A 19,424-nucleotide genomic window follows, 5' to 3' on the forward strand; every position below is an offset into this window, starting at 1 on the left:
TTACAAAAACGACGTGCAGTTTAAGGTTATAAACAGCATGGGAGCTAGATCTGTTAGTGTTATCCACATTTGCGCCTTAACGGTTTATTCGTCCCAGTATGGCAGCTTTGGAACGCCGCAAAGTCACCTTCAGGCTCTATCCCAGCGCCACGCAGGCCGAGCGCCTGACGGGCTGGATTCGCTTGCACTGTGAGCTATACAACGCGGCGCTCGAGGAGCGAATCGACGCCTATCGGAAGACCGGCAAGTCGATCAGCTATTACGAGCAGCAAAACGTGTTGCCGGCGATCAAGGCCGATCGTCCGGAGTTCGTCGAACCAGGCAGTCACGCCCTCCAGCAGACACTGCGCAGGCTGGATCTGGCCTTTCAGGCGTTCTTTCGCCGCGTCAAGGCTGGGCAGACGCCGGGCTTTCCGCGCTTCAAGGCCAGCAAGCGGTTTTCTGGCTTCTGCTATCCAGACCCGGCAGGCTGGAAACTCATGCAGTCCGGCACGCGCGGCGCAACGATTCGCATAGGCAGCGGCAAGGACGCCATGTCGATCCGCGCACGCGGCCGGCATCGCTTCGGCGACGGCGCGAAGCCCAACGATCTCACGATCATGCGCAAGAACGGCGAGTGGTTCGCGTCTGTCACGCTGCGCGTATCGGCGGCGGCTTGCGCTCGCATGCGGAATGGTGACGACCATCGCGGCGTCGACTTCGGCATCAACGATTGGGCTACGTTCGACAACGGCGAGACGATCGCCAATCCGCGATTCATCCGAAACGAGCTGTCATGGATGGCGGATCTGCAGCGACAGCAGGCGAGGAAGAAGCGCGGATCTGTCCGCTATAAGCGGCTTGGCAGGAAAGTGGCGAAGCTTCACGAGCGCGTCGGCAACCTGCGCCGTGAGTTCCTGCACACGAGGACCTCGCGCATGGTCGCGTCGTGCGCAGTGCTCGCCACGGAAGAATTGCGCACGCAGAACATGAGCCGTTCGGCCAGGGGCACGCAGGACAAACCCGGCCGGATGGTCAGGCAAAAGGCTGGATTCAATCGCGAAATCCTGTCGGCCGGATTGAGCATGGCGCACAACATGCTCGTGTACAAAGCGGTAGAGGCTGGTACGCGACTGCATGTGTCGAACACGCGCCAATTGAAACCATCGCAGCGTTGCGCCGCATGCTGGGAGATCGTGCCCAAAACGCTCGCGCAACGTGTGCATGAGTGTCCGCATTGCGGCCACACGGCACCACGCGATCAAAATGCAGCGTCGGTCGTCCTGATCGACGCGCACACACCTGGGACGGGCGTGGCGGCGAGACCCAAACCTCTGGTGCGGCAACGCGCCAGGTCAAAGTCTATGACCCGTGAAACCCCTGCTACAGTGTCGCAAGACACCTAGCAGCGGGAGAGTTCATGATTCATATTCAAGGCGGTACGCTGATCGATCCGGCGGCCGGCACCGAACAGCAGCAGGACGTTTTTATCGCGGAAGGCAAGATCGTCGCGCTCGGCACCGCACCCGCGGATTTCCAGGCGGCGAAGACGATCGACGCCACTGGCCTGTCGATCGCGCCGGGCCTTGTTGATCTGTCTGCGCGTTTGCGCGAACCGGGCTACGAACACAAGGCGACGCTCGAATCCGAAATGGCCGCAGCGCTCGCGGGTGGCGTCACGAGTCTAGTGTGTCCGCCGGACACCGATCCGACGCTCGACGAACCGGGCCTCGTCGAGATGCTGAAGTTCCGCGCGTGCAATCTGAACAAGGCGCATGTGTATCCGCTCGGCGCGCTGACGGTCGGTCTCAAAGGGCAGACCATCACCGAGATGGTGCAGCTGACCGAGGCGGGCTGCGTCGGCTTCTCGCAGGCCGATACGCCAATCGTCGATACCCAGGTGCTGATGCGCGCGCTGCAATACGCGAAGACCTATGGTTTCACCGTGTGGCTGCGTCCGGTCGAGGCGTATCTGGGCAAGGGCGGCGTCGCCGCGAGCGGCGCGCTGGCGTCGCGGCTCGGGCTGTCGGGTGTCCCGGCGGCGGCCGAAACGATCGCGCTGCATACGATCTTCGAACTCGTGCGCGTAACCGGCGCGCGCGTACATGTGTCGCATGTGTCGTCGGCGGCGGGCGTGGCGCTCATGCACGCGGCGAAGGGCGAGGGGCTGCCGGTGTCGTGCGACGTCACCGTGAACCACGTGCATCTGATCGACCTCGACATCGGCTATTTCGACGCGCAGTTCCGGCTCGATCCGCCGCTGCGCCAGCAGCGCGATCGCGAAGCGATCCGCGCGGGCCTCGTCGACGGTACGATCGATGCGATCTGCTCCGCGCACACGCCGGTCGACGACGACGAAAAGCTGCTGCCGTTCGCCGAAGCGACGCCGGGCGCAACCGGCCTCGAACTGTTCCTGTCGCTGACGGTGAAGTGGGCCGACGAAGCGCGCGTGCCGCTCGCGACCGCGCTCAATCGCATCACCGCGGCACCGGCGCAGGTGCTCGGCCTCGAAGCGGCTGGCCGCATCGCGCTCGGCGCGGTGGCCGATCTCTGCGTGTTCGACCGTCACGCTCACTGGCGCGTCGAGCCGCGTGCGCTGAAGAGCCAGGGGCACAACACGCCGTTCCTCGGCTACGAGCTGCCGGCACAGGTGCGCGCGACCGTCGTGTCCGGTCAGCTCGCCTACGAACAGCGCTGAGCGGTATCGTTTCGGTCCAGTCAAGGAAAGCTCCGGCCATGAAGCTCGCGTTACGCAAGGTCCGTCTCATCACGCATCTGCTGCACGGCATGTGGACCGTCGCGACGCGCTTTCCGAACGCGAGCGCCGAGCGGCGTCACGCGCTCAATCGCGCGTGGTCGCTGAAGATGCTGCGGCTGTGCGGCATGCGCCTCGTCGTGCATAACGACGCGGTGCGGCTCGATCGTGGCGTGCTCGTCGTCGCCAATCACATCTCGTGGATCGACATCTACGTAATCAACGCGTGGCGGCCGACGCCGTTCGTCTCGAAGGCGGAGATCCGGCAATGGCCGGTGGTCGGATGGCTCGCACAGCAGCTCGATACGGTGTTCATCCAGCGCGAGAAGCGCAGTGACGCGAAGCGCATCATGCACGAACTCGCCGCACGGCTCAGCGCGGGTGAACTGATGTGCGTGTTCCCCGAAGGCACGACGTCGAACGGGCTCGAGTTGCTGCCGTTTCACGCGAACATGTTCCAGGCCGCGGTGTCGGCCGGTGTGCCGGTGCAGCCGCTGTGCGTCATGTACGAGGACGCGCAGGGCCGGCAGTCGACGGCACCCGCATATATCGACGACGTGTCGTTGTCCGACTCGCTCGACATGCTGTTGCGTGGGGGTCCGCTGACCGCCCACGTATATGTTGGCGCACCGCTCGCGCCGGACGCGGACCGGCGGGTGCTCGCGGCGCAGGCTCAGCAGGTGGTGGCGAACGCGTTGCGGGACATGCAGGCCGGCAACGCAGTGGCGGGGACGGTCGCGCAAGAGGGCGACGTTGTAGATGCTGCGTCGTCGAGCGACGCCGCTGAGACGGCGCAAACGCTGATCGAGCCCGTCGATCAGCCGCGCCGCTCGGTCTAAGCGGCGGCGCTGCCGGGCAGCGTCGCCGTCTTCTGTTTAGTTGCCCCCGCGCGGCACGCCGCGCGAATCGCAATCGACTTGCGTCAACGTCCGCTCAGCCGGGTTTTTCGCGAGCCGTACCGCCGACAGCTTCTGCCCCCACACGCAACCCGAGTCGAGGCCGATCAGGTTGTCGCGCAACATCAGGCCGAGCGCGGCCCAATGACCGAACACGACGGTCACGTCGGCGGTCTGGCGCGACGGCACGTCGAACCACGGCATGCAGCCGCTCGGCGTGGATGCGAGCGTGCCGCTGCTGCTGAAATCCATCACGCCATCGGCGCTGCAAAAGCGCATGCGCGTCAACGCGCTGCACGTGACGCGCATGCGCTCGATACCCTTCAGGCCCGGCTTCCAGCGATTCGGCTCATTGCCGTACAAGCCGGCAAGCGTCTCTTTCCAGTTCGGCGCACGCAGCGCGCGTTGCAACTCGTCAGCGAGTTCGAGCGTCAGCGTCGCATCCCATTGCGGCAGCACGCCCGCATGCACCATCAGCATGCCGTTGTCGAAATGCGCGAGCGGGCGGTGGCGTATCCACTCGAGCAGATCGGCGGCATCGGGCGCGGCGAGGATCTCTTCGATCGTGTCGCCTTTCTTCGACTTGCGAATCCCCGCCGACACCGACAGCAGATGCAGATCGTGATTGCCGAGCACCGGCACCGCGCGCTCGCCGAACGCGATCACGTCGCGCAAGGTGTCGAGCGAGTCGGGGCCGCGGTTGATCAGATCGCCGGCGAACCACAGCGGTGTGCCGTCCGGCGGCGCGGCTTTGGCCAGCAGTCGCTGAAACGGTGCGCGGCAGCCTTGCAGATCGCCGAAAGCAAGAGGAACGAGGGGGGCGGAGGTACTGGAAGCGTCGAGGGGTGTCATCGAGGAAATCAAGGCGATTCGATACGCGCGGTGCTGCACGACGCGTGCCACGCTGGGCAGAGCAGCAAGATAGCGTGACATAATAGCCCGTTTGGGGTTCGGGTATCGCGCGATCGCGTTGCGGGACGCGGGTGGAACACCGCCGTAACACGGCACGGCGGCAGCCACGCATGGACCGCGCGCGATTCCAATACAACAACAGGATGACTCTCTCGTGAACGAAGCCAGCATGTCGTCTTCCGCGGCGAAGCAATCATTTCGCACGCTCGTCACCGGTGCGAACGGTTTTACCGGCCGCTATCTGGTCGAGACGCTGACCGGGCGCGGCCACACCGTGATCGAAGCGGTGTCCGGCCGCGACGAGCCCGACACGCCGGCACGCGTCAAACTCGACATCACCTCACCGGAAGACTGCCGGCGCGTGCTCGACGCCGTGCGGCCCGATTTCATCGTGCATCTGGCCGCGATCAGCTTCGTGGGGCACAACGATCCGCTCGACTTTTATCGCGTCAACGTGATCGGCACGCAGAACCTGCTCGAAGCCTGTGTCGCGATCGGCCATGTGCCGCGCAAGCTGCTGATCGCAAGCAGCGCGAACGTGTACGGCAACGTCAGCAGCGCCGCGATCGACGAGAGCTTCCCGCTTATGCCGGTCAATCATTACGCGGCCAGCAAAGCGGCCATGGAAGCGCTGGCGCGCACGTGGTTCGACCGCCTGCCGATCCTGATCGTGCGGCCGTTCAACTACACCGGCCGCGGCCAGGCGGTGAACTTCCTCGTGCCGAAGATCGTCAGCCACTTCGCGCGGCGCGCGGCATCGATCGAACTCGGCAATATCGACATCGCGCGCGACTTCTCTGACGTGCGTTATGTGGCGAGCGCGTACGAGGCGTTGCTCGACTCCAATGTCGCCGCCGAAATCGTCAACGTCTGCACCGGCGCGCCGTATTCGTTGCGTGAAATCCTCACGACCGCGAGCGAACTCACCGGTCACGACATCGAAGTCCAGGTCAATCCCGCCTTTGTCCGGCAAACGGACGTCAAGATGCTTGCCGGTTCGCCCGCCAAATTGCACTCGCTGGTGCCGGCGGTCGAGTCGATCCCTTTCATCGATACGCTGCGCTGGATGCTCGCGGCCTGAGCGCGCTCGCGCGAGCAACCGCCTGACGGTCTGCACCGAAGCGCCGCGTTTGCGGCCTTTCATGACGCTTTCGCCGTTCTTCTTCGTTTCCCACTCTTTCCGCGCCGCACAGTATGTGATGCACATCATCACCGGCGCCAAAATGCGCGTAACCGCACCGCAAAGCCCCTTTTTCACAGACCAACGGCTTGAATTCTGTCAAGCTGTTTCAAGTTGTTAGGGTTCTAGTTTTTGCACTGGGCGGCTTTATAATTGGGGTTTCATAAAATTGGCGTCTGAGTGTCCACTCTCCGGGGAACGCGACGGACGACCAGAGAAACGGATACCACGCGGGGTGAACAGGTCGCAAGCTCTTCGCCGCCTGTCACTAACATCGACAAGGGAATTACATGATCCTGGTAACGGGCGGCGCCGGCTTTATCGGCGCTAATTTCGTGCTCGACTGGCTGAATGCGTCGGACGAAGCGGTGCTCAACGTAGACAAACTGACCTACGCCGGCAACCTGGGCACGCTGAAGTCGCTACAGGGCAATCCCAATCACATTTTCGCGCGCGTCGACATTTGCGATCGCGCCGCGCTCGATTCGCTATTGGCCGAGCACAAGCCGCGCGCCGTGCTGCATTTCGCGGCCGAGAGCCATGTGGATCGCTCGATCCACGGTCCGGCCGATTTCGTGCAAACCAACGTCGTCGGCACCTTCACGCTGCTCGAAGCGACGCGCAGCTACTGGAACACGCTGGGCTTTGCGGAGCGCGCCGCGTTTCGCTTCCTGCACGTGTCGACCGACGAAGTGTTCGGCTCGCTGTCGGCAACCGATCCGCAGTTCTCCGAAACTACGCCTTATGCGCCGAATAGCCCCTATTCGGCGACCAAGGCCGGTTCGGATCACCTCGTGCGCGCCTACCACCACACGTACGGCCTGCCGGTGCTGACCACCAACTGCTCGAACAACTACGGCCCGTACCAGTTCCCCGAAAAGCTGATTCCGCTGATGATCGCCAACGCGCTCGGCGGCAAGCCGCTGCCCGTGTATGGCGACGGGCAGAACGTGCGCGACTGGCTGTACGTCGGCGACCACTGCAGCGCGATCCGTGAAGTGCTCGCGCGCGGCACGCCGGGCGAGACGTACAACGTCGGCGGCTGGAACGAGAAGAAGAATCTCGAGGTCGTGCACACGCTGTGCGACCTGCTCGACCAGCAGCGCCCGAAGGCGGCCGGCTCGTATCGCGACCAGATCACCTATGTGAAGGATCGTCCGGGTCACGACCGCCGTTACGCGATCGACGCCCGCAAGCTCGAGCGCGAACTCGGCTGGAAGCCGGCGGAAACGTTCGAGACGGGGCTCGCCAAAACGGTCCAGTGGTATCTCGACAACCAGCAATGGGTCGACGAAGTCGCTTCGGGCGAATACCGGAAGTGGGTCGAGACCAACTACGCGCAGCGCGCGTAAAGGCACGGCAATGGCGCGCAAAGGCATTATTCTCGCGGGCGGCTCGGGCACCCGCCTGTATCCGATCACGCACGTCGTCTCCAAGCAACTGCTGCCGGTGTACGACAAGCCGATGATCTACTACCCGCTGTCCACGCTGATGGTGGCGGGTATTCGCGACGTGCTGATCATCTCCACGCCGCAAGACACGCCGCGCTTCGAGGCGATGCTCGGTGACGGCAGCCAGTGGGGCATGAACATCCAGTACGCGGTGCAGCCGTCGCCGGATGGACTCGCGCAGGCCTTCATCATCGGCCGCGAGTTCGTGAACAATGATCCGTCGGCGTTGATTCTCGGCGACAACATCTTCTACGGCCACGATCTCGCGAAGCAGCTCGAACGCGCCGACGATCAGACCGACGGCGCCACCGTGTTCGCGTATCACGTGCAGGATCCGGAACGCTACGGCGTGGTCGAATTCGACCAGCAGTTCCGCGCGTTGTCGATCGAGGAAAAGCCCGCCAGGCCGCGTTCGAACTACGCGGTCACGGGTCTGTACTTCTACGACAAGCAGGTCTGCGACATCGCCGCGGACATCAAGCCGTCGCCGCGCGGCGAGCTCGAAATCACCGACGTGAACTCGCGCTACCTCGCGAACGCGGCGCTCAACGTCGAGATCATGGGCCGCGGTTATGCGTGGCTCGACACCGGCACGCACGATTCGTTGATCGAGGCCGCAACCTTCATCGCAACGCTGCAAAAGCGCCAGGGTCTGGTGGTCGCGTGTCCGGAAGAGATCGCGTACCGGCGTCAGTGGATCGACGGCGAGCAGTTGCTCGCGCTCGCCAAACCGCTCGCGAAAAATGCCTACGGGCAATACCTGCAAAACATTCTCACGGATCACGTCGCATGGCCATCCAGGTAACCGCAACCGCGCTGCCCGAAGTCAAGCTCATCGAGCCGAAGGTGTTCGGCGATGCGCGCGGCTTCTTTTTCGAAAGCTTCAATGCGCTCGAATTCGCCGAGAAGGTCGAGCCGGGCGTCGAGTTCGTGCAGGACAATCATTCGCGTTCGGCGAGAGGCGTGCTGCGCGGTCTGCACTATCAGATCCAGCATGCGCAGGGCAAGCTCGTGCGCGTGGTCGAGGGCGAGGTGTTCGACGTCGCCGTCGACATCCGCAAGAGCTCGCCGAACTTCGGCAAGTGGGTCGGCGTGACGCTGTCGGTCGAGAACCATCGGCAGCTGTGGGTGCCGCCCGGTTTCGCGCACGGCTTCGTCGTGCTGTCGGAGTCCGCGCAGTTCCTCTACAAGACCACGGATTATTGGTTCGCCGAGCACGAGCGCAGCATCGTGTGGAACGATCCGGCGATCGGGATCGAATGGCCGGTCGACTTTGAGCCGCTGCTCGCGGCCAAGGATGCGGCGGGCAAGCGTCTCGCCGACGCCGAAGTCTACGCATAAGGGGATCGCATGAGCGCACACGACGCGAAACGGACGATTCTCGTCACCGGCGTAAATGGCCAGCTCGGCTATGAGCTCGCGCGCACGCTGCAAGGGCTCGGCAACGTGGTCGCGGTCGACCGCTCGCGGCTCGATCTGTCGAACCTCGATCAGATTCGCGCGGTGGTGCGCGACCTGCGTCCCGCGCTGATCGTCAATCCGGCCGCTTATACGGCGGTGGACAAGGCCGAAGAAGAGCGCGACCTGGCAATGCGCATCAACGGCGAAGCACCGGGCGTGCTCGCCGAGGAAGCGAAAAAGCTCGGCGCCGCGCTGATCCACTATTCGACCGACTACGTGTTCAACGGCACAAAAGAAGGCGCGTACGTCGAAGACGATCCAACCGATCCGCAGAACGTCTACGGCCGCAGCAAGCTCGCGGGCGAGCAGGCAATCGCGGCGAGCGGCGTGAATCACCTCGTCTTGCGCACGAGCTGGGTGTACGGCACGCGCGGCAAGAACTTTCTGCTGACGATGTTGCGGCTCGGCGCCGATCGTCCGGAGCTGAAGGTGGTGGCCGACCAGTTCGGCGCGCCCACCTGGTGCAACACGATCGCGACGCTGAGCGCGCATCTGTGCGCGCAGTCCTTCGCCGCCGAAGACGGCACGAAGTGGTGGGACGAGCGTTCGGGCATCTATCACCTGTGCGCGGGCGACTCGACGTCGTGGCACGGTTTCGCGTCGGCGATCTTTGAACTCGCGGATTTGCCGAACAGGCCGAACACGCTGCCGATTCCGGCCGCGGATTACCCGACGCCCGCGAAGCGCCCAGCCAATTCCAGAATGTCGAACGACAAGCTGGCGCGCGTGTTCGGGCTCGCCGCGCCGCATTGGCGCGACGCGTTGAAGCTGTGTCTGACGGACGGTTTTCCAAAGTCGCCGGCGGCGCGCACCTGAGTCGCGGTTACGACGCAGGGCTCGCGAACGCCGGTGCGGCGAAGGAAACACTCGCATCGGATGTCCTGCCGCGCACGCCGCTCGCCACGATGCCGTCGTGGTCGGGACCGATCGAAACGATTGTTCCCTGACAATGGTGAAAGGGTGCGGCGGTAGAATGTCGCTCGACGCGAGGGCGTTCCAGGCGCGGATTTGACGTTCTATGCGCAGTAGATTGCAAACGTGTGCGTCAACCGCGCCAAGCCAGTATGGCCACGTAAAAAATACGGTATCGAGAGGGAGCTGTGAGTTTGTTACCGATCATTCTGTGCGGCGGAGCGGGATCGCGGCTCTGGCCGGTCTCGCGGGAATCGCACCCGAAGCCGTTCATCCGTCTCGCGGACGGCGAGAGCCTGCTGCAGAAAGCGTTCCTGCGCGCGGTCGCGTTGCCCGGCGTGAAGGAAGTGCTCACGGTAACCAACCGTGAGCTGTTCTTCAAGACCGAAGACGATTTCCGCGAGGTGAACGGCAAGAACGTCGCGACCTCGTTCATTCTCGAACCGTTCGGCCGCAACACGGCCGCGGCGGTTGCCACGGCGGCCTTGCACACGGCGAAGGCGCATGGCGCAGACACCGTGATGCTGGTGCTCGCCGCGGATCACCTGATCGCGGATCAAACCGCGTTCGCCGCGGCGGTCGCGCGTGCGCAGACGCTTGCGCAGGCCGGCAACGTGGTCACCTTCGGCATGCATCCGGATACGCCCGAAACCGGCTACGGCTATATCGAAGCCGATGGCGAGCGGGTCGTGCGCTTCGTCGAGAAGCCGTCGGTGGAGAAGGCCCGCGAGTATCTGGCGTCGGGCAAGTTCGTGTGGAACTCGGGCATGTTCTGCTTCACCGCGGGCACGATCCTGAAGGAAATGCGCGAGCATTGTCCCGACATTCTCGATGCCGCGGCCGAATGCATGGACAAGTCGCCGTCCGCCGAAGGCAAGAGCGGCGCGCAGGTGCGTCTCGAGCCGGGCTGCTTCGGCGCGGTGCCGGAGCTGTCGTTCGACTACGCGGTAATGGAGAAGTGCGAGCACGCGGCGGTCGTGTGCTGCAACCTCGGCTGGACCGACGTCGGCTCGTGGACCGCGCTGTCCGACCTGTCGCCGGCCGATGCGAGCGGCAACCGCGTCGAAGGCGAGGCGCTGCTCATCGACGTGAAGGACTCGTATCTGCGCAGCGACGGGCGCCTGATCGGCGCGGTCGGCGTCGACAACCTGATCGTGATCGACACGCCCGATGCGCTGCTCGTCGCGCACCGGGATCGCGCGCAGGACGTGAAGCAGATTTTCGCGGAGCTGAAGTCGCGCGGCCATGATACGTACAAGGTGCATCGCACCGTGCATCGGCCGTGGGGCACGTACTCGGTGCTCGAAGAGGGGCCGCGCTTCAAGATCAAGCGCATCGAGGTGAAGCCGGGCGCGAGCCTGAGCCTGCAGATGCATCATCACCGCAACGAGCATTGGGTCGTGGTGAGCGGCATGGCGAAGGTCGTCAACGGCGAAAAAGAGTTCTTCGTGTCGACCAACGAGTCGACCTATATCCCGGCGGGTCACAAACATCGCCTCGAAAATCCGGGCGTCGTCGAGCTCGTGATGATCGAAGTGCAAAGCGGCGAATATCTGGGCGAAGACGATATCGTTCGCTTCGAAGACATTTACGGACGTACTTGAGATGGATATCAGTTTTACCAACGACTCGGAAGACCTGACACGTCACAACGAGCGCGACGACCTGCTGGTCGGCATGAAAGCGGTGCGGGTCTGGGGCACGCTCGGCTGGCACGACATCCGGCAGCGTTATCGCCGCTCGGTGCTCGGGCCGTTCTGGTTCACGCTCAGCACGATCATCATGGTGGTCGTGCTCGGCGCGTTGTACTCGACGCTGCTGCACCAGGAAATCTCGGACTATCTACCGTATCTCGCGGTGGGTCTCGTCGTGTGGGCGTATCTGGCGTCGGTTGCCAACGAGGGCTGCATGGCCTTCATCGGCTCGGCCTATCTGATCAAGCAGATCAGGCTGCCGCTGACGGTCCACGTATGCCGCATCGCGTGGCGCAACTTCGTGATCCTGCTGCATAGCCTGCCGGTCGTCGTCGTGCTGCTGTTCGTGTTCGGTCACTGGCCGGGCTGGGAAATCGTGCTGGTGCCGTTCGCGCTCGTGGTCCTGCTGCTGCACGGCGTGTGGCTCGGCGTCACGCTCGGCGTGCTGTGCGCACGCTTTCGCGACATTCCACCGATCGTCACGAACCTGATCCAGGTCGTGTTCTTCTTCACGCCGGTCATGTGGTCGCCGGAAATCCTGAAGGACCGCGCGTGGGTCGCCGAATACAACCCGCTCTATCACCTGATCGAAACGGTGCGCGCGCCGCTCACCGGCCGCCCGACCCACTGGGAGTCGTGGGCGTGGTCGATTGGTCTCCTGATCGTCGGCTTCGCGTTCGCGCAGATCCTGATGAAGCGTTTCCGTAATCGCGTTCCTTACTGGCTTTGATATTGTGAGTTCTTCATCGATTGTCGCTCGTAACATCTCCGTCGAATTTCCGATTTACGAGAACTCGCATCGCTCGCTGAAAAAGGCGGTGCTCAATTTGACGACGGGCGGCCGGATCGGCCAGGACGCGGGTCGCCATGCGATCGTTCGCGCGATCGACGACCTGAGCTTCACCTTCAGCGAAGGCGAGCGCATCGGCCTGATCGGCCACAACGGCTCGGGCAAGACGACGCTGTTGCGCACGCTGTCGGGCGTCTATGCGCCGGTGCGCGGCGAGCTGAAGGTGCGGGGCAAGATCGCGTCGCTGCTCGACGTGTCGATGGGCCTCGACCCCGACGCGACCGGCTTCGAAAACATCTATCTGCGCGGCATTCTCGACGGGCTGAAGCCCGCGCGCATCCGCGGCAAGATCGACGAGATCGCCGACTTCAGCGAACTTGGCGATTACCTGAACCTGCCGGTGCGCACCTATTCGAGCGGGATGATGTTGCGCCTCGCGTTCGCGATCTCGACGAGCGTCGAAGCCGACATCCTGATCATGGACGAATGGCTGAGCGTCGGCGACGCCGAGTTCAGCGTGAAGGCGGCCGAGCGTCTGGAAGGCCTCGTCGGCAAGGCGGCGCTGCTGGTGGTGGCGTCGCACGATCCGTCGCTGGTCGCGCGCGTGTGCACCCGCAAGATCTCGATGGAACACGGCAAGATGGTCGCCGACGAAGCCGTGCTGCCGTCGGAAAAAACCGACGAGCCGCTCATCAGCCACACCGCGCAGTTGCCGCACTGAGCACGCCGGCGCGCGAGCTGCGCGGCGCGACGGCGGCAGGCAAATCCATCGGCTCATCGGCTAAACCGCGCCCCGGCGCAAGCCAGTCCCGCAGTTCAGCAACACCCTCGTGGCCAATCCCGAGGCGTAACAAGGTTCGAATTTGATGCGAGCTAATCACCCGTTTCTGCGCTACTCCGAATCCCTGCTGGTGCGTCAGCCGTTTCGCACGCTGAAGGGTTTCGCGGGCGGCTATATCGCGTATCCTATTGCGGAGAACGCCGAAAAGCGCAACGTGCGCCCGAAAATTCGCGAGCTGCGCGAGCACTATTCGCTGCCGATGCCGCATCGCCGCCGCATCGCGCTCGAACGGCTCGTCGCCACGCTCGAATTCGCCGGCGCGAAGGTGCCTTACTATCGCGACCTGTTCCAGGCGAAGCAGTTCGATCCCGCCAAGGTCAGGAACGACCCGCGCTACCTCGAAGAACTGCCGTATCTGACCAAGGACATCATCCGCGAGCAGGGTCCGCGTCTCCTGTCGGGACCGCTCGAGGCTGGCAAGCACCACGCGTGCAAGACCGGCGGCTCGACCGGCCTCTCCACGACGATTTACTACGACCAGGAAGGCGCCGATTATTCGTCGGCGGTCACCAACTATTGCCGCGAGCGGATCGGCAAGCTGCGCCATCGCTCGGAGTTGCACTTCGCGTGCCGTTTCCCGGATCAGGTCGTGCCCGAGTGGCCGTCGCGCGAAGACTTCAAATGCTTCGCGATGAATCGCAGCAATGTCTTCTTTGACCGCATCGACGATCACGGCCTCGAGGAAATGTGGCGCACGCTGAAGCGCCGCCGCCCGTATCTCGCGCACTCGCATCCGTCGACGATGTACGCGCTCGCCTGCTATGTCGAGCGCAAGTACGGCGGCGGCAACGCGTTCCAGGTGTTCGAGTCGAGCGGCGAGCTGCTCGAGCCGCATGCGCGCGAGATGATCGCGAAGGCGTTGCGCTGCCGCGTGATCGACCGCTACGGCCTCGCGGAGCTCGGTGTGATGGCCTATGAGCTCGACGGTCACGAAGGCGGCTTCCAGATCCTCGAATCGGAAGGCTGGCCGGAAAGCCGCGTCGCGCCGGACAACCCCGACGGCGCGCACGAGCTCGTGTTCACCGGGTTCCGCAACCGGCTGATGCCGTTGATCCGCTACACGACCGGCGACCTCGCGCGCGTGCAGGAGACGGAGAAGGGCTTCTTCCTGACCGACGTGGTCGGCCGGATTCACGACGTCGTGCCGATCAACGGCGTCGCGCATCCGACGCACCACATCCAGGACATGCTCGATCACCGCGTCGGCGGCATCCAGGAATTCCAGATCGATCTGCGCACGACGCCGCCCACTTTGCGCATCGTGCTCGAACCGCACGCGAACGCGGAGGACACCACCGCGAAGCTGCGCCACTTCTGGCAGGACGCGTTCACGATCGCCTACGTCGGTCACGACGATTTCGTGCGCGTGGGCAGTCGCGCCAAATTCCGTCACGTGGTGAGCGCATGATCGGCGTCGCGTATCCCGATGCGCGCGCCGACGCTGGCCAATACGTGCTGGCGGCGCTGCGGCGCTCGGTCAGCGCGACCCAGGCCCAGGCGATCACGCGCAACATGCTGCACGAGATCGCGCCCGACGTCGTGGTCGCGGTCGACGCGCCCGATGCATGGAGCGCCGACCTGATCGCGTTCGTGCAGGCGCGGCCGCGCAAGCTGATCGTGTTCGGCCATATGCCGATCGCGCTCGCGGACTATCTGCGTTATCGGCCCGCGGCGTTGCCCGCCGACCTCTCGCAAGCGAGCCGCAGTGCAACGGCGCCTTCGGGCGAGTCGCGCGAAAGCGCGGCGGCGGTGCGCTACGGCGCGCTCGCGCAGACACTCGGCGGCGCGCAATGGCATCGCCCGTTCGAGCGCTTCGATTTCACCGACGAATGGAACAACCTCGGCTACGGCGCGATTCGCGCCGACGGCTCGATCTGGGCGCTCGCGCAGGCGCCCGAAGTTCCGGCCGAAGCGGAGCTGGCCGCGGTCGTCGTGAACGGCGAGCGGCGGTTTGCGTACGCGGCGCTGTGGGATGCGGGCGCATCGGCCGTGCTGTGGTTCAACCGGCCGGTCGGCCCGTGCGATTCGTTCGAATGGCGCCTCGTCGAGCAGTTTCTGTCGGGCTACCGGGCCGATGCGCTGCCGTGTCAGCCGGTGCTGAGCGAACTCCCGTGGGGTTACGACGCGGCGATCACGTCGCGGCTCGATTGCGACGAGGACGTCGAATCGGCGCGCCCGTTGTGGCACGCATACCGGCGTCTCGGCGTGCCGTTCACGCTCGCCGTGCATACGCAGAACCTGCAACGCGGCGGCCAGCACGACATCCTGCGCGAACTGCTTGCCGACCGGCAGCAGGGCGCGGTGCTGTCGCACACGGCGACGCACTCGCCGAACTGGGGCGGCAGCTACGACACCGCGATCGCGGAAGGCGTGCAATCGGCCGAACTGCTCGAACGCGCGACCGGCGTGCCGGTGCGCTACGCGGTGTCGCCGTTTCACCAGTCGCCGCCTTACGCGATGCGCGGCCTGATCGACGCGGGCTACGCGGGCTGCATCGGCGGCATCATCCGCAACGATCCGGAGTTTCTGAGCGCACGCGGCGGCGCGTTGGCCGGTTTGCCGGCGGGCTTCGTCGGTCACAGCCAACAGTGCATGCTGCACGGCGACTGCATGCTGAAAGAGGGCGATCCGCTCGCGATCTTCAAGCAGGCCTTCGACACCGCGTACGCGACCAACACGCTGTTCGGCTATCTCGACCATCCGTTCTCCGAGCGCTACGCGTACGGCTGGACCGACGAGGCGGCGCGCATCGACGCGCACGAGCAGTTGATCACCTACATGCGCGGCAAGGCCCAACGGCCGCTGTTCCTGCACGAGGAAGCCGCGCTCGATTTCCTGCGCTTGCGCTCGCTCGCGCAGATCGTCGAACACGACGGCGTCTTTCGCGTCGTCACGCCCTTCGCCGACACGACGCCGCTCGCGCTCGGCGTCGAGTTCCGGGGCGCTCATACCAAGGTCGAGACGGGGAAAGCACTGCAATGAAAGTCATGATGGTGATGGGCACGCGGCCCGAGGTCATCAAGCTCGCACCGCTCGTGCGAGCGCTGCGCAGCGAGTTCGACACGATCGTCTGCGCGAGCGGGCAGCACAGGGACATGGCCGCGCAGGCGCTCGAATTCTTCGGCATCGAACCGGACATCACGCTCGAAACGATGCACCCGGGTCAATCGCTGAACGCGCTCGCGTCGCGTCTGATCGTCGCGCTCGATCGCGCGCTCGACGAAACACGTCCCGATTGGGTGATCGTGCAGGGCGACACGACGACCGCGTTCTGCGCGGGCTTCGCGGCGTTCCAGCGCGGCATCCGCGTCGGTCACGTCGAGGCGGGGCTGCGCACCGGCGATCTGGCGAGTCCGTTTCCCGAGGAAGCGAACCGCAGCCTGCTCGGCCGCATCGCGACGCTGCATTTCGCGCCGACCTCGCGCGCGCGCGACAGCCTGCTCAGCGAAGGCGTCGCGCCAGAGAAGATCGTCGTGACCGGCAACACGGTCGTCGATGCGATCGGCGAAGTGCGCGCGAGCTGGAGCGTCACGCCGCCGGCGAGTCCGCTGCCCGCATGGCATGGCGCGCAGCAGCAGCACGTGCTCGTCACGTGCCATCGGCGCGAGAATTTCGGCGACGTGCTGCAGGACATCTGCCGCGTGCTGCGCGACCTGTGTCAGCGCTATAGCGATTACCGCTGGGTGTTCCCGGTGCATCTGAACCCGGCCGTGCGCGAGCCCGTGCATCGCGAGCTCGATGGCATCCCGAACCTCGCGCTGATCGAGCCGGTCGACTATCCGACGAGCCTTTATCTGATCAGCGGCAGCGCCGTCGTGGTCAGCGATTCGGGCGGCATCCAGGAAGAAGCGCCAACCTTCGGCGTGCCGGTCGTCGTGATGCGCAATCACACCGAGCGTCGCGAAGGCGTCGACGCCGGTTTCGCGACGCTCGCGGGCCAGAGCGCGGCGAGCATCGAAAGCGCGGTGATCGGCTGGCTCGACGATCCCGCGCGGCGCGCGGCGCTGCGCGATCGCGCGAATCCGTACGGCGACGGACTGGCCTCACGACGCATCGTCGACAGCCTGCGCGGCCGACCGGTCGAGGTGTTCGTTGGCTGACGGCAAGAACCCCGTGCTTGCTCCGCAAGACTGCGTGCTGTTTTCGAGCGCCGACTGGGACGAGCCGTACTGGACCAACAAGCAGCACACGGCGAGCATCCTCGCCGCACGCGGCTGGCGGATTCTGTATGTGGAAAGCGTTGGCTTCCGCTCGCCGAAAGTGGCGAGCGGCCGCGACTGGTCGCGCCTGTGGCGACGTCTGTGGCGCGGCGTGCAGTCGCTCGTGCTCGGCCCGCCGCGCCGCGCCGACAACATCTGGGTGCTGTCGCCGCTGATGGTGCCGGCCGGGCATCATCTGCCGTTCGTGCGCTCGCTGAATCAGGCGATGCTGCGTTTTTCGGTGAACCGCTTCGCGAGGTCGCATCGCTACGTCAAGCCGGTCGTGTGGACGTACCACCCGTACATGCTCGATGCGATCGCGACGCTGCCGCGCGGGCCGCTGGTCTACCACTGCGTCGACGATATCGCGGCGATTCCGGGCGTCGACGTCGACGCGTTCCGCAATGCCCAGCGGGACCTGCTCGGGTGCTGCGAGGCGGTATTCACGACTGCGCAGTCGCTGAAGGACGTGTGCCTGCCGTTTAACCCCAATACGCATTTCTTCGGCAACGTCGTCGATGAAGCGCACTTCGGCGCGGCGCGCGCGGACGGGCCGCTGCCCGCCGAGCTCGCCGCGATCGACGAGCCGCGGCTCGTGTATCACGGCGTGCTATCGGACTTCAAGGTCGATTTGCCGTTGCTGCTGCAAACCGCGCAGGCGCGGCCGCAGTGGCAATGGGTGATCATCGGCGAGGAGCGCGAAGGGCAGCGCAGCGACCTGCTCGCGCAGCTCAAGCGTCTGCCGAACGTGCATCTGCTCGGCTACCGGCCGTATCGCGTGCTGCCACAGTATTTGCGCGGCATGCGGGTCGGCGTGTTGCCGACGCTGATCAACGAATACACGCACTCGATGTTTCCGATGAAGTTCTACGAATATCTCGCGGCCGGTCTGCCGGTCGTATCGACGCCGCTCGATTTCGCGAAGGAACCGCGCGCGGGGCTCGAAGTGGGCAGCGATGCCGACGCGTTCATCGCGGCGATCGAGAAGCAGCTTGCACGCGGCAAGCTGAGCGCGGAGGAAGCCCGCGCGGCGGTTGGCGAGAACACGTGGGAAGGGCGGCTGGACAAGATGCTGGCGATCACCTTCCACTTCCCGCAGGCGGGCGGCGGCAGCGCGCGGCCACACGGCGCTGAGGTGCGCACGTGAGGGTCGTTCATGTGTACCGCACGTACTTCCCGGACCCGCCCGGCGGCCTGCAGGAAGCGATCCGCCAGATTGCGCTAGCGACGCGCGAGCGCGGCGTCGAACCGCGCATTCTGACGCTGTCGCCGAGCCCGACGCCGACCGTCGTCGAACGCCCGGAAGGGCAGGTGATCCGCGAGAAATCGTGGGCGGCGCCGGCATCGTGCGATCTCGGCGGGCCGTGCTCGGTGATCAGGTATCGCGAGCTGGCCGACTGGGCCGACGTCGTGCATTTCCACTTTCCGTGGCCGTTCGCCGACGTATTGCATCTGCTCGGACGCACCAGCAAACCGACGGTGATGACTTACCACTCCGACATCGTGCGGCAGAAGCTGCTCGGCGCCGTCTATGGGCCGCTGATGCGGCGCACGCTGCGCAGCATGTCCGCGGTGGTCGCGACGTCGGCGGCCTATGCGCGGACCAGTGAGACGCTTGCCGCGTGCGTGTCGAAGGAGCGGTTGAAGACGATTCCGCTCGGCATCATCGACTATCGCGACGAGCCGCAGCCGCTCGACGCGCGGCGCAAGCTCGAGAGCCGGCTCGGCCTGGCGGCGGGCGAGCCGTATTTTCTGGCTCTCGGCGTGTTGCGCTACTACAAGGGACTGCATACGCTCGTCGAGGCCGCCCGGCATGTGCAGGCGAAAATCGTCATCGCTGGCTCGGGGCCGGAGCGCGAGCGGCTCGCCGCCTTGGCGCGGCAGCATGGCGCGACCAACGTCGTGTTTGCCGGGCAAGTCACGCATGAGGAAAAGGTTGCGCTGCTCGAGGGCTGTCGCGCGATGGTGCTGCCCTCGCATTTGCGCTCCGAAGCGTTCGGGATGGTGCTGGTCGAAGCCGCGATGTTCGGCAAACCGATGGTGTGCTGTGAGGTGGGGTCCGGGACGTCGTTCGTCAACGAGGATGGGGTGACGGGGTTTGTCGTGCCACCCGAGGCGCCGGAGCCGCTGGTCGCCGCGATCAACCGGCTGGCGCTGGATGAAGCGCTCGCGCGCAGCATGGGGGCGGCGGCGCGGGAACGGTATGAGCGGCTATTTTCTGGGCCAGCGTTGGGAAGCGCATACGAAGCGCTGTATCGGCAGATAGCGACCGCCTGACGCCAGGTACTTTTCCTTCCAACCTGCTTGAATCGCGTAGGTTTGGTGTGCTACTGAACTGTCTCGCGTATCAAATA

At 64.9% G+C, this 19,424-nt stretch carries 17 protein-coding genes; 16 read left to right on the top strand and 1 reads right to left on the bottom strand.

Annotation, left to right across the window (positions count from 1 at the left end; all coding sequences use genetic code 11):
* Positions 1 to 107 precede the first annotated feature (107 nt).
* Genes HDG37_RS06285 through HDG37_RS06295 form a run of 3 tightly spaced genes read left to right on the top strand, consistent with a single transcriptional unit; the run spans position 108 to position 3,573 of the window.
* The gene (locus HDG37_RS06285; protein WP_184045380.1) at positions 108 to 1,385 is read left to right on the top strand and encodes an RNA-guided endonuclease TnpB family protein; all 1,278 of its coding nucleotides are present in this window, start codon (positions 108 to 110) and stop codon (positions 1,383 to 1,385) included.
* Between the two features lie 14 nt (positions 1,386 to 1,399).
* The gene (locus tag HDG37_RS06290) at positions 1,400 to 2,677 is read left to right on the top strand and encodes a dihydroorotase (protein WP_184045382.1); all 1,278 of its coding nucleotides are present in this window, start codon (positions 1,400 to 1,402) and stop codon (positions 2,675 to 2,677) included.
* Between the two features lie 38 nt (positions 2,678 to 2,715).
* The gene (locus HDG37_RS06295; protein WP_184045384.1) at positions 2,716 to 3,573 is read left to right on the top strand and encodes a 1-acyl-sn-glycerol-3-phosphate acyltransferase; all 858 of its coding nucleotides are present in this window, start codon (positions 2,716 to 2,718) and stop codon (positions 3,571 to 3,573) included.
* 36 nt (positions 3,574 to 3,609) lie between these two features.
* On the opposite strand, the gene HDG37_RS06300 is transcribed toward HDG37_RS06295, so the two are convergent.
* A complete protein-coding gene (locus tag HDG37_RS06300) occupies positions 3,610 to 4,482 on the bottom strand; it encodes a symmetrical bis(5'-nucleosyl)-tetraphosphatase (protein ID WP_184045386.1) in 873 nt (290 codons plus the stop codon).
* 229 nt (positions 4,483 to 4,711) lie between these two features.
* Between HDG37_RS06300 and HDG37_RS06305 the strand changes: the two genes are divergently transcribed.
* The 13 genes from HDG37_RS06305 (at position 4,712) to HDG37_RS06365 (ending at position 19,347) form a co-directional block, all read left to right on the top strand.
* The gene (locus HDG37_RS06305) at positions 4,712 to 5,623 is read left to right on the top strand and encodes a GDP-mannose 4,6-dehydratase (RefSeq protein WP_184045388.1); all 912 of its coding nucleotides are present in this window, start codon (positions 4,712 to 4,714) and stop codon (positions 5,621 to 5,623) included.
* Positions 5,624 to 6,012: 389 nt separating this feature from the next.
* On the top strand, positions 6,013 to 7,074 hold the full coding sequence (rfbB, locus tag HDG37_RS06310; RefSeq protein ID WP_184045390.1) for a dTDP-glucose 4,6-dehydratase: 1,062 nt from the start codon (positions 6,013 to 6,015) through the stop codon (positions 7,072 to 7,074).
* A 10-nt stretch (positions 7,075 to 7,084) separates the two neighbouring features.
* On the top strand, positions 7,085 to 7,978 hold the full coding sequence (rfbA, locus tag HDG37_RS06315) for a glucose-1-phosphate thymidylyltransferase RfbA (RefSeq protein WP_090803282.1): 894 nt from the start codon (positions 7,085 to 7,087) through the stop codon (positions 7,976 to 7,978).
* Positions 7,963 to 8,514: a dTDP-4-dehydrorhamnose 3,5-epimerase gene (gene rfbC, locus HDG37_RS06320; protein ID WP_184045392.1), complete on the top strand. Its 552-nt coding sequence runs from the start codon at positions 7,963 to 7,965 to the stop codon at positions 8,512 to 8,514. The genes rfbA and rfbC overlap by 16 nt, the downstream gene beginning before the upstream one ends.
* Positions 8,515 to 8,523: 9 nt before the next feature.
* Complete coding sequence (gene rfbD, locus HDG37_RS06325; protein ID WP_184045393.1) at positions 8,524 to 9,450, top strand: dTDP-4-dehydrorhamnose reductase; 927 nt, start codon at positions 8,524 to 8,526, stop codon at positions 9,448 to 9,450.
* 284 nt (positions 9,451 to 9,734) lie between these two features.
* Positions 9,735 to 11,150, top strand: a complete 1,416-nt coding sequence (locus tag HDG37_RS06330) for a mannose-1-phosphate guanylyltransferase/mannose-6-phosphate isomerase (protein ID WP_184045395.1) — start codon at positions 9,735 to 9,737, stop codon at positions 11,148 to 11,150.
* Position 11,151: 1 nt separating this feature from the next.
* A complete protein-coding gene (locus tag HDG37_RS06335) occupies positions 11,152 to 11,970 on the top strand; it encodes an ABC transporter permease (protein WP_184045397.1) in 819 nt (272 codons plus the stop codon).
* Between the two features lie 4 nt (positions 11,971 to 11,974).
* A complete protein-coding gene (locus HDG37_RS06340) occupies positions 11,975 to 12,751 on the top strand; it encodes an ABC transporter ATP-binding protein (protein WP_184045399.1) in 777 nt (258 codons plus the stop codon).
* Positions 12,752 to 12,896: 145 nt separating this feature from the next.
* Complete coding sequence (locus tag HDG37_RS06345; protein ID WP_184045401.1) at positions 12,897 to 14,279, top strand: phenylacetate--CoA ligase family protein; 1,383 nt, start codon at positions 12,897 to 12,899, stop codon at positions 14,277 to 14,279.
* Positions 14,276 to 15,853 (top strand): polysaccharide deacetylase, encoded by a 1,578-nt coding sequence (locus tag HDG37_RS06350; RefSeq protein ID WP_184045403.1) that lies wholly within the window; start codon positions 14,276 to 14,278, stop codon positions 15,851 to 15,853. Before HDG37_RS06345 ends, HDG37_RS06350 begins: the two co-directional genes overlap by 4 nt.
* Complete coding sequence (gene wecB / locus HDG37_RS06355; protein WP_184045405.1) at positions 15,850 to 16,971, top strand: non-hydrolyzing UDP-N-acetylglucosamine 2-epimerase; 1,122 nt, start codon at positions 15,850 to 15,852, stop codon at positions 16,969 to 16,971. The genes HDG37_RS06350 and wecB overlap by 4 nt, the downstream gene beginning before the upstream one ends.
* Positions 16,964 to 18,217: a glycosyltransferase gene (locus HDG37_RS06360; protein WP_184045407.1), complete on the top strand. Its 1,254-nt coding sequence runs from the start codon at positions 16,964 to 16,966 to the stop codon at positions 18,215 to 18,217. Before wecB ends, HDG37_RS06360 begins: the two co-directional genes overlap by 8 nt.
* Complete coding sequence (locus HDG37_RS06365; protein ID WP_184045409.1) at positions 18,214 to 19,347, top strand: glycosyltransferase; 1,134 nt, start codon at positions 18,214 to 18,216, stop codon at positions 19,345 to 19,347. The genes HDG37_RS06360 and HDG37_RS06365 overlap by 4 nt, the downstream gene beginning before the upstream one ends.
* The last annotated feature ends 77 nt before the right edge of the window (positions 19,348 to 19,424 follow it).

This window comes from Paraburkholderia sp. MM5384-R2 (assembly GCF_014201025.1).
Lineage (GTDB): Bacteria > Pseudomonadota > Gammaproteobacteria > Burkholderiales > Burkholderiaceae > Paraburkholderia > Paraburkholderia tuberum.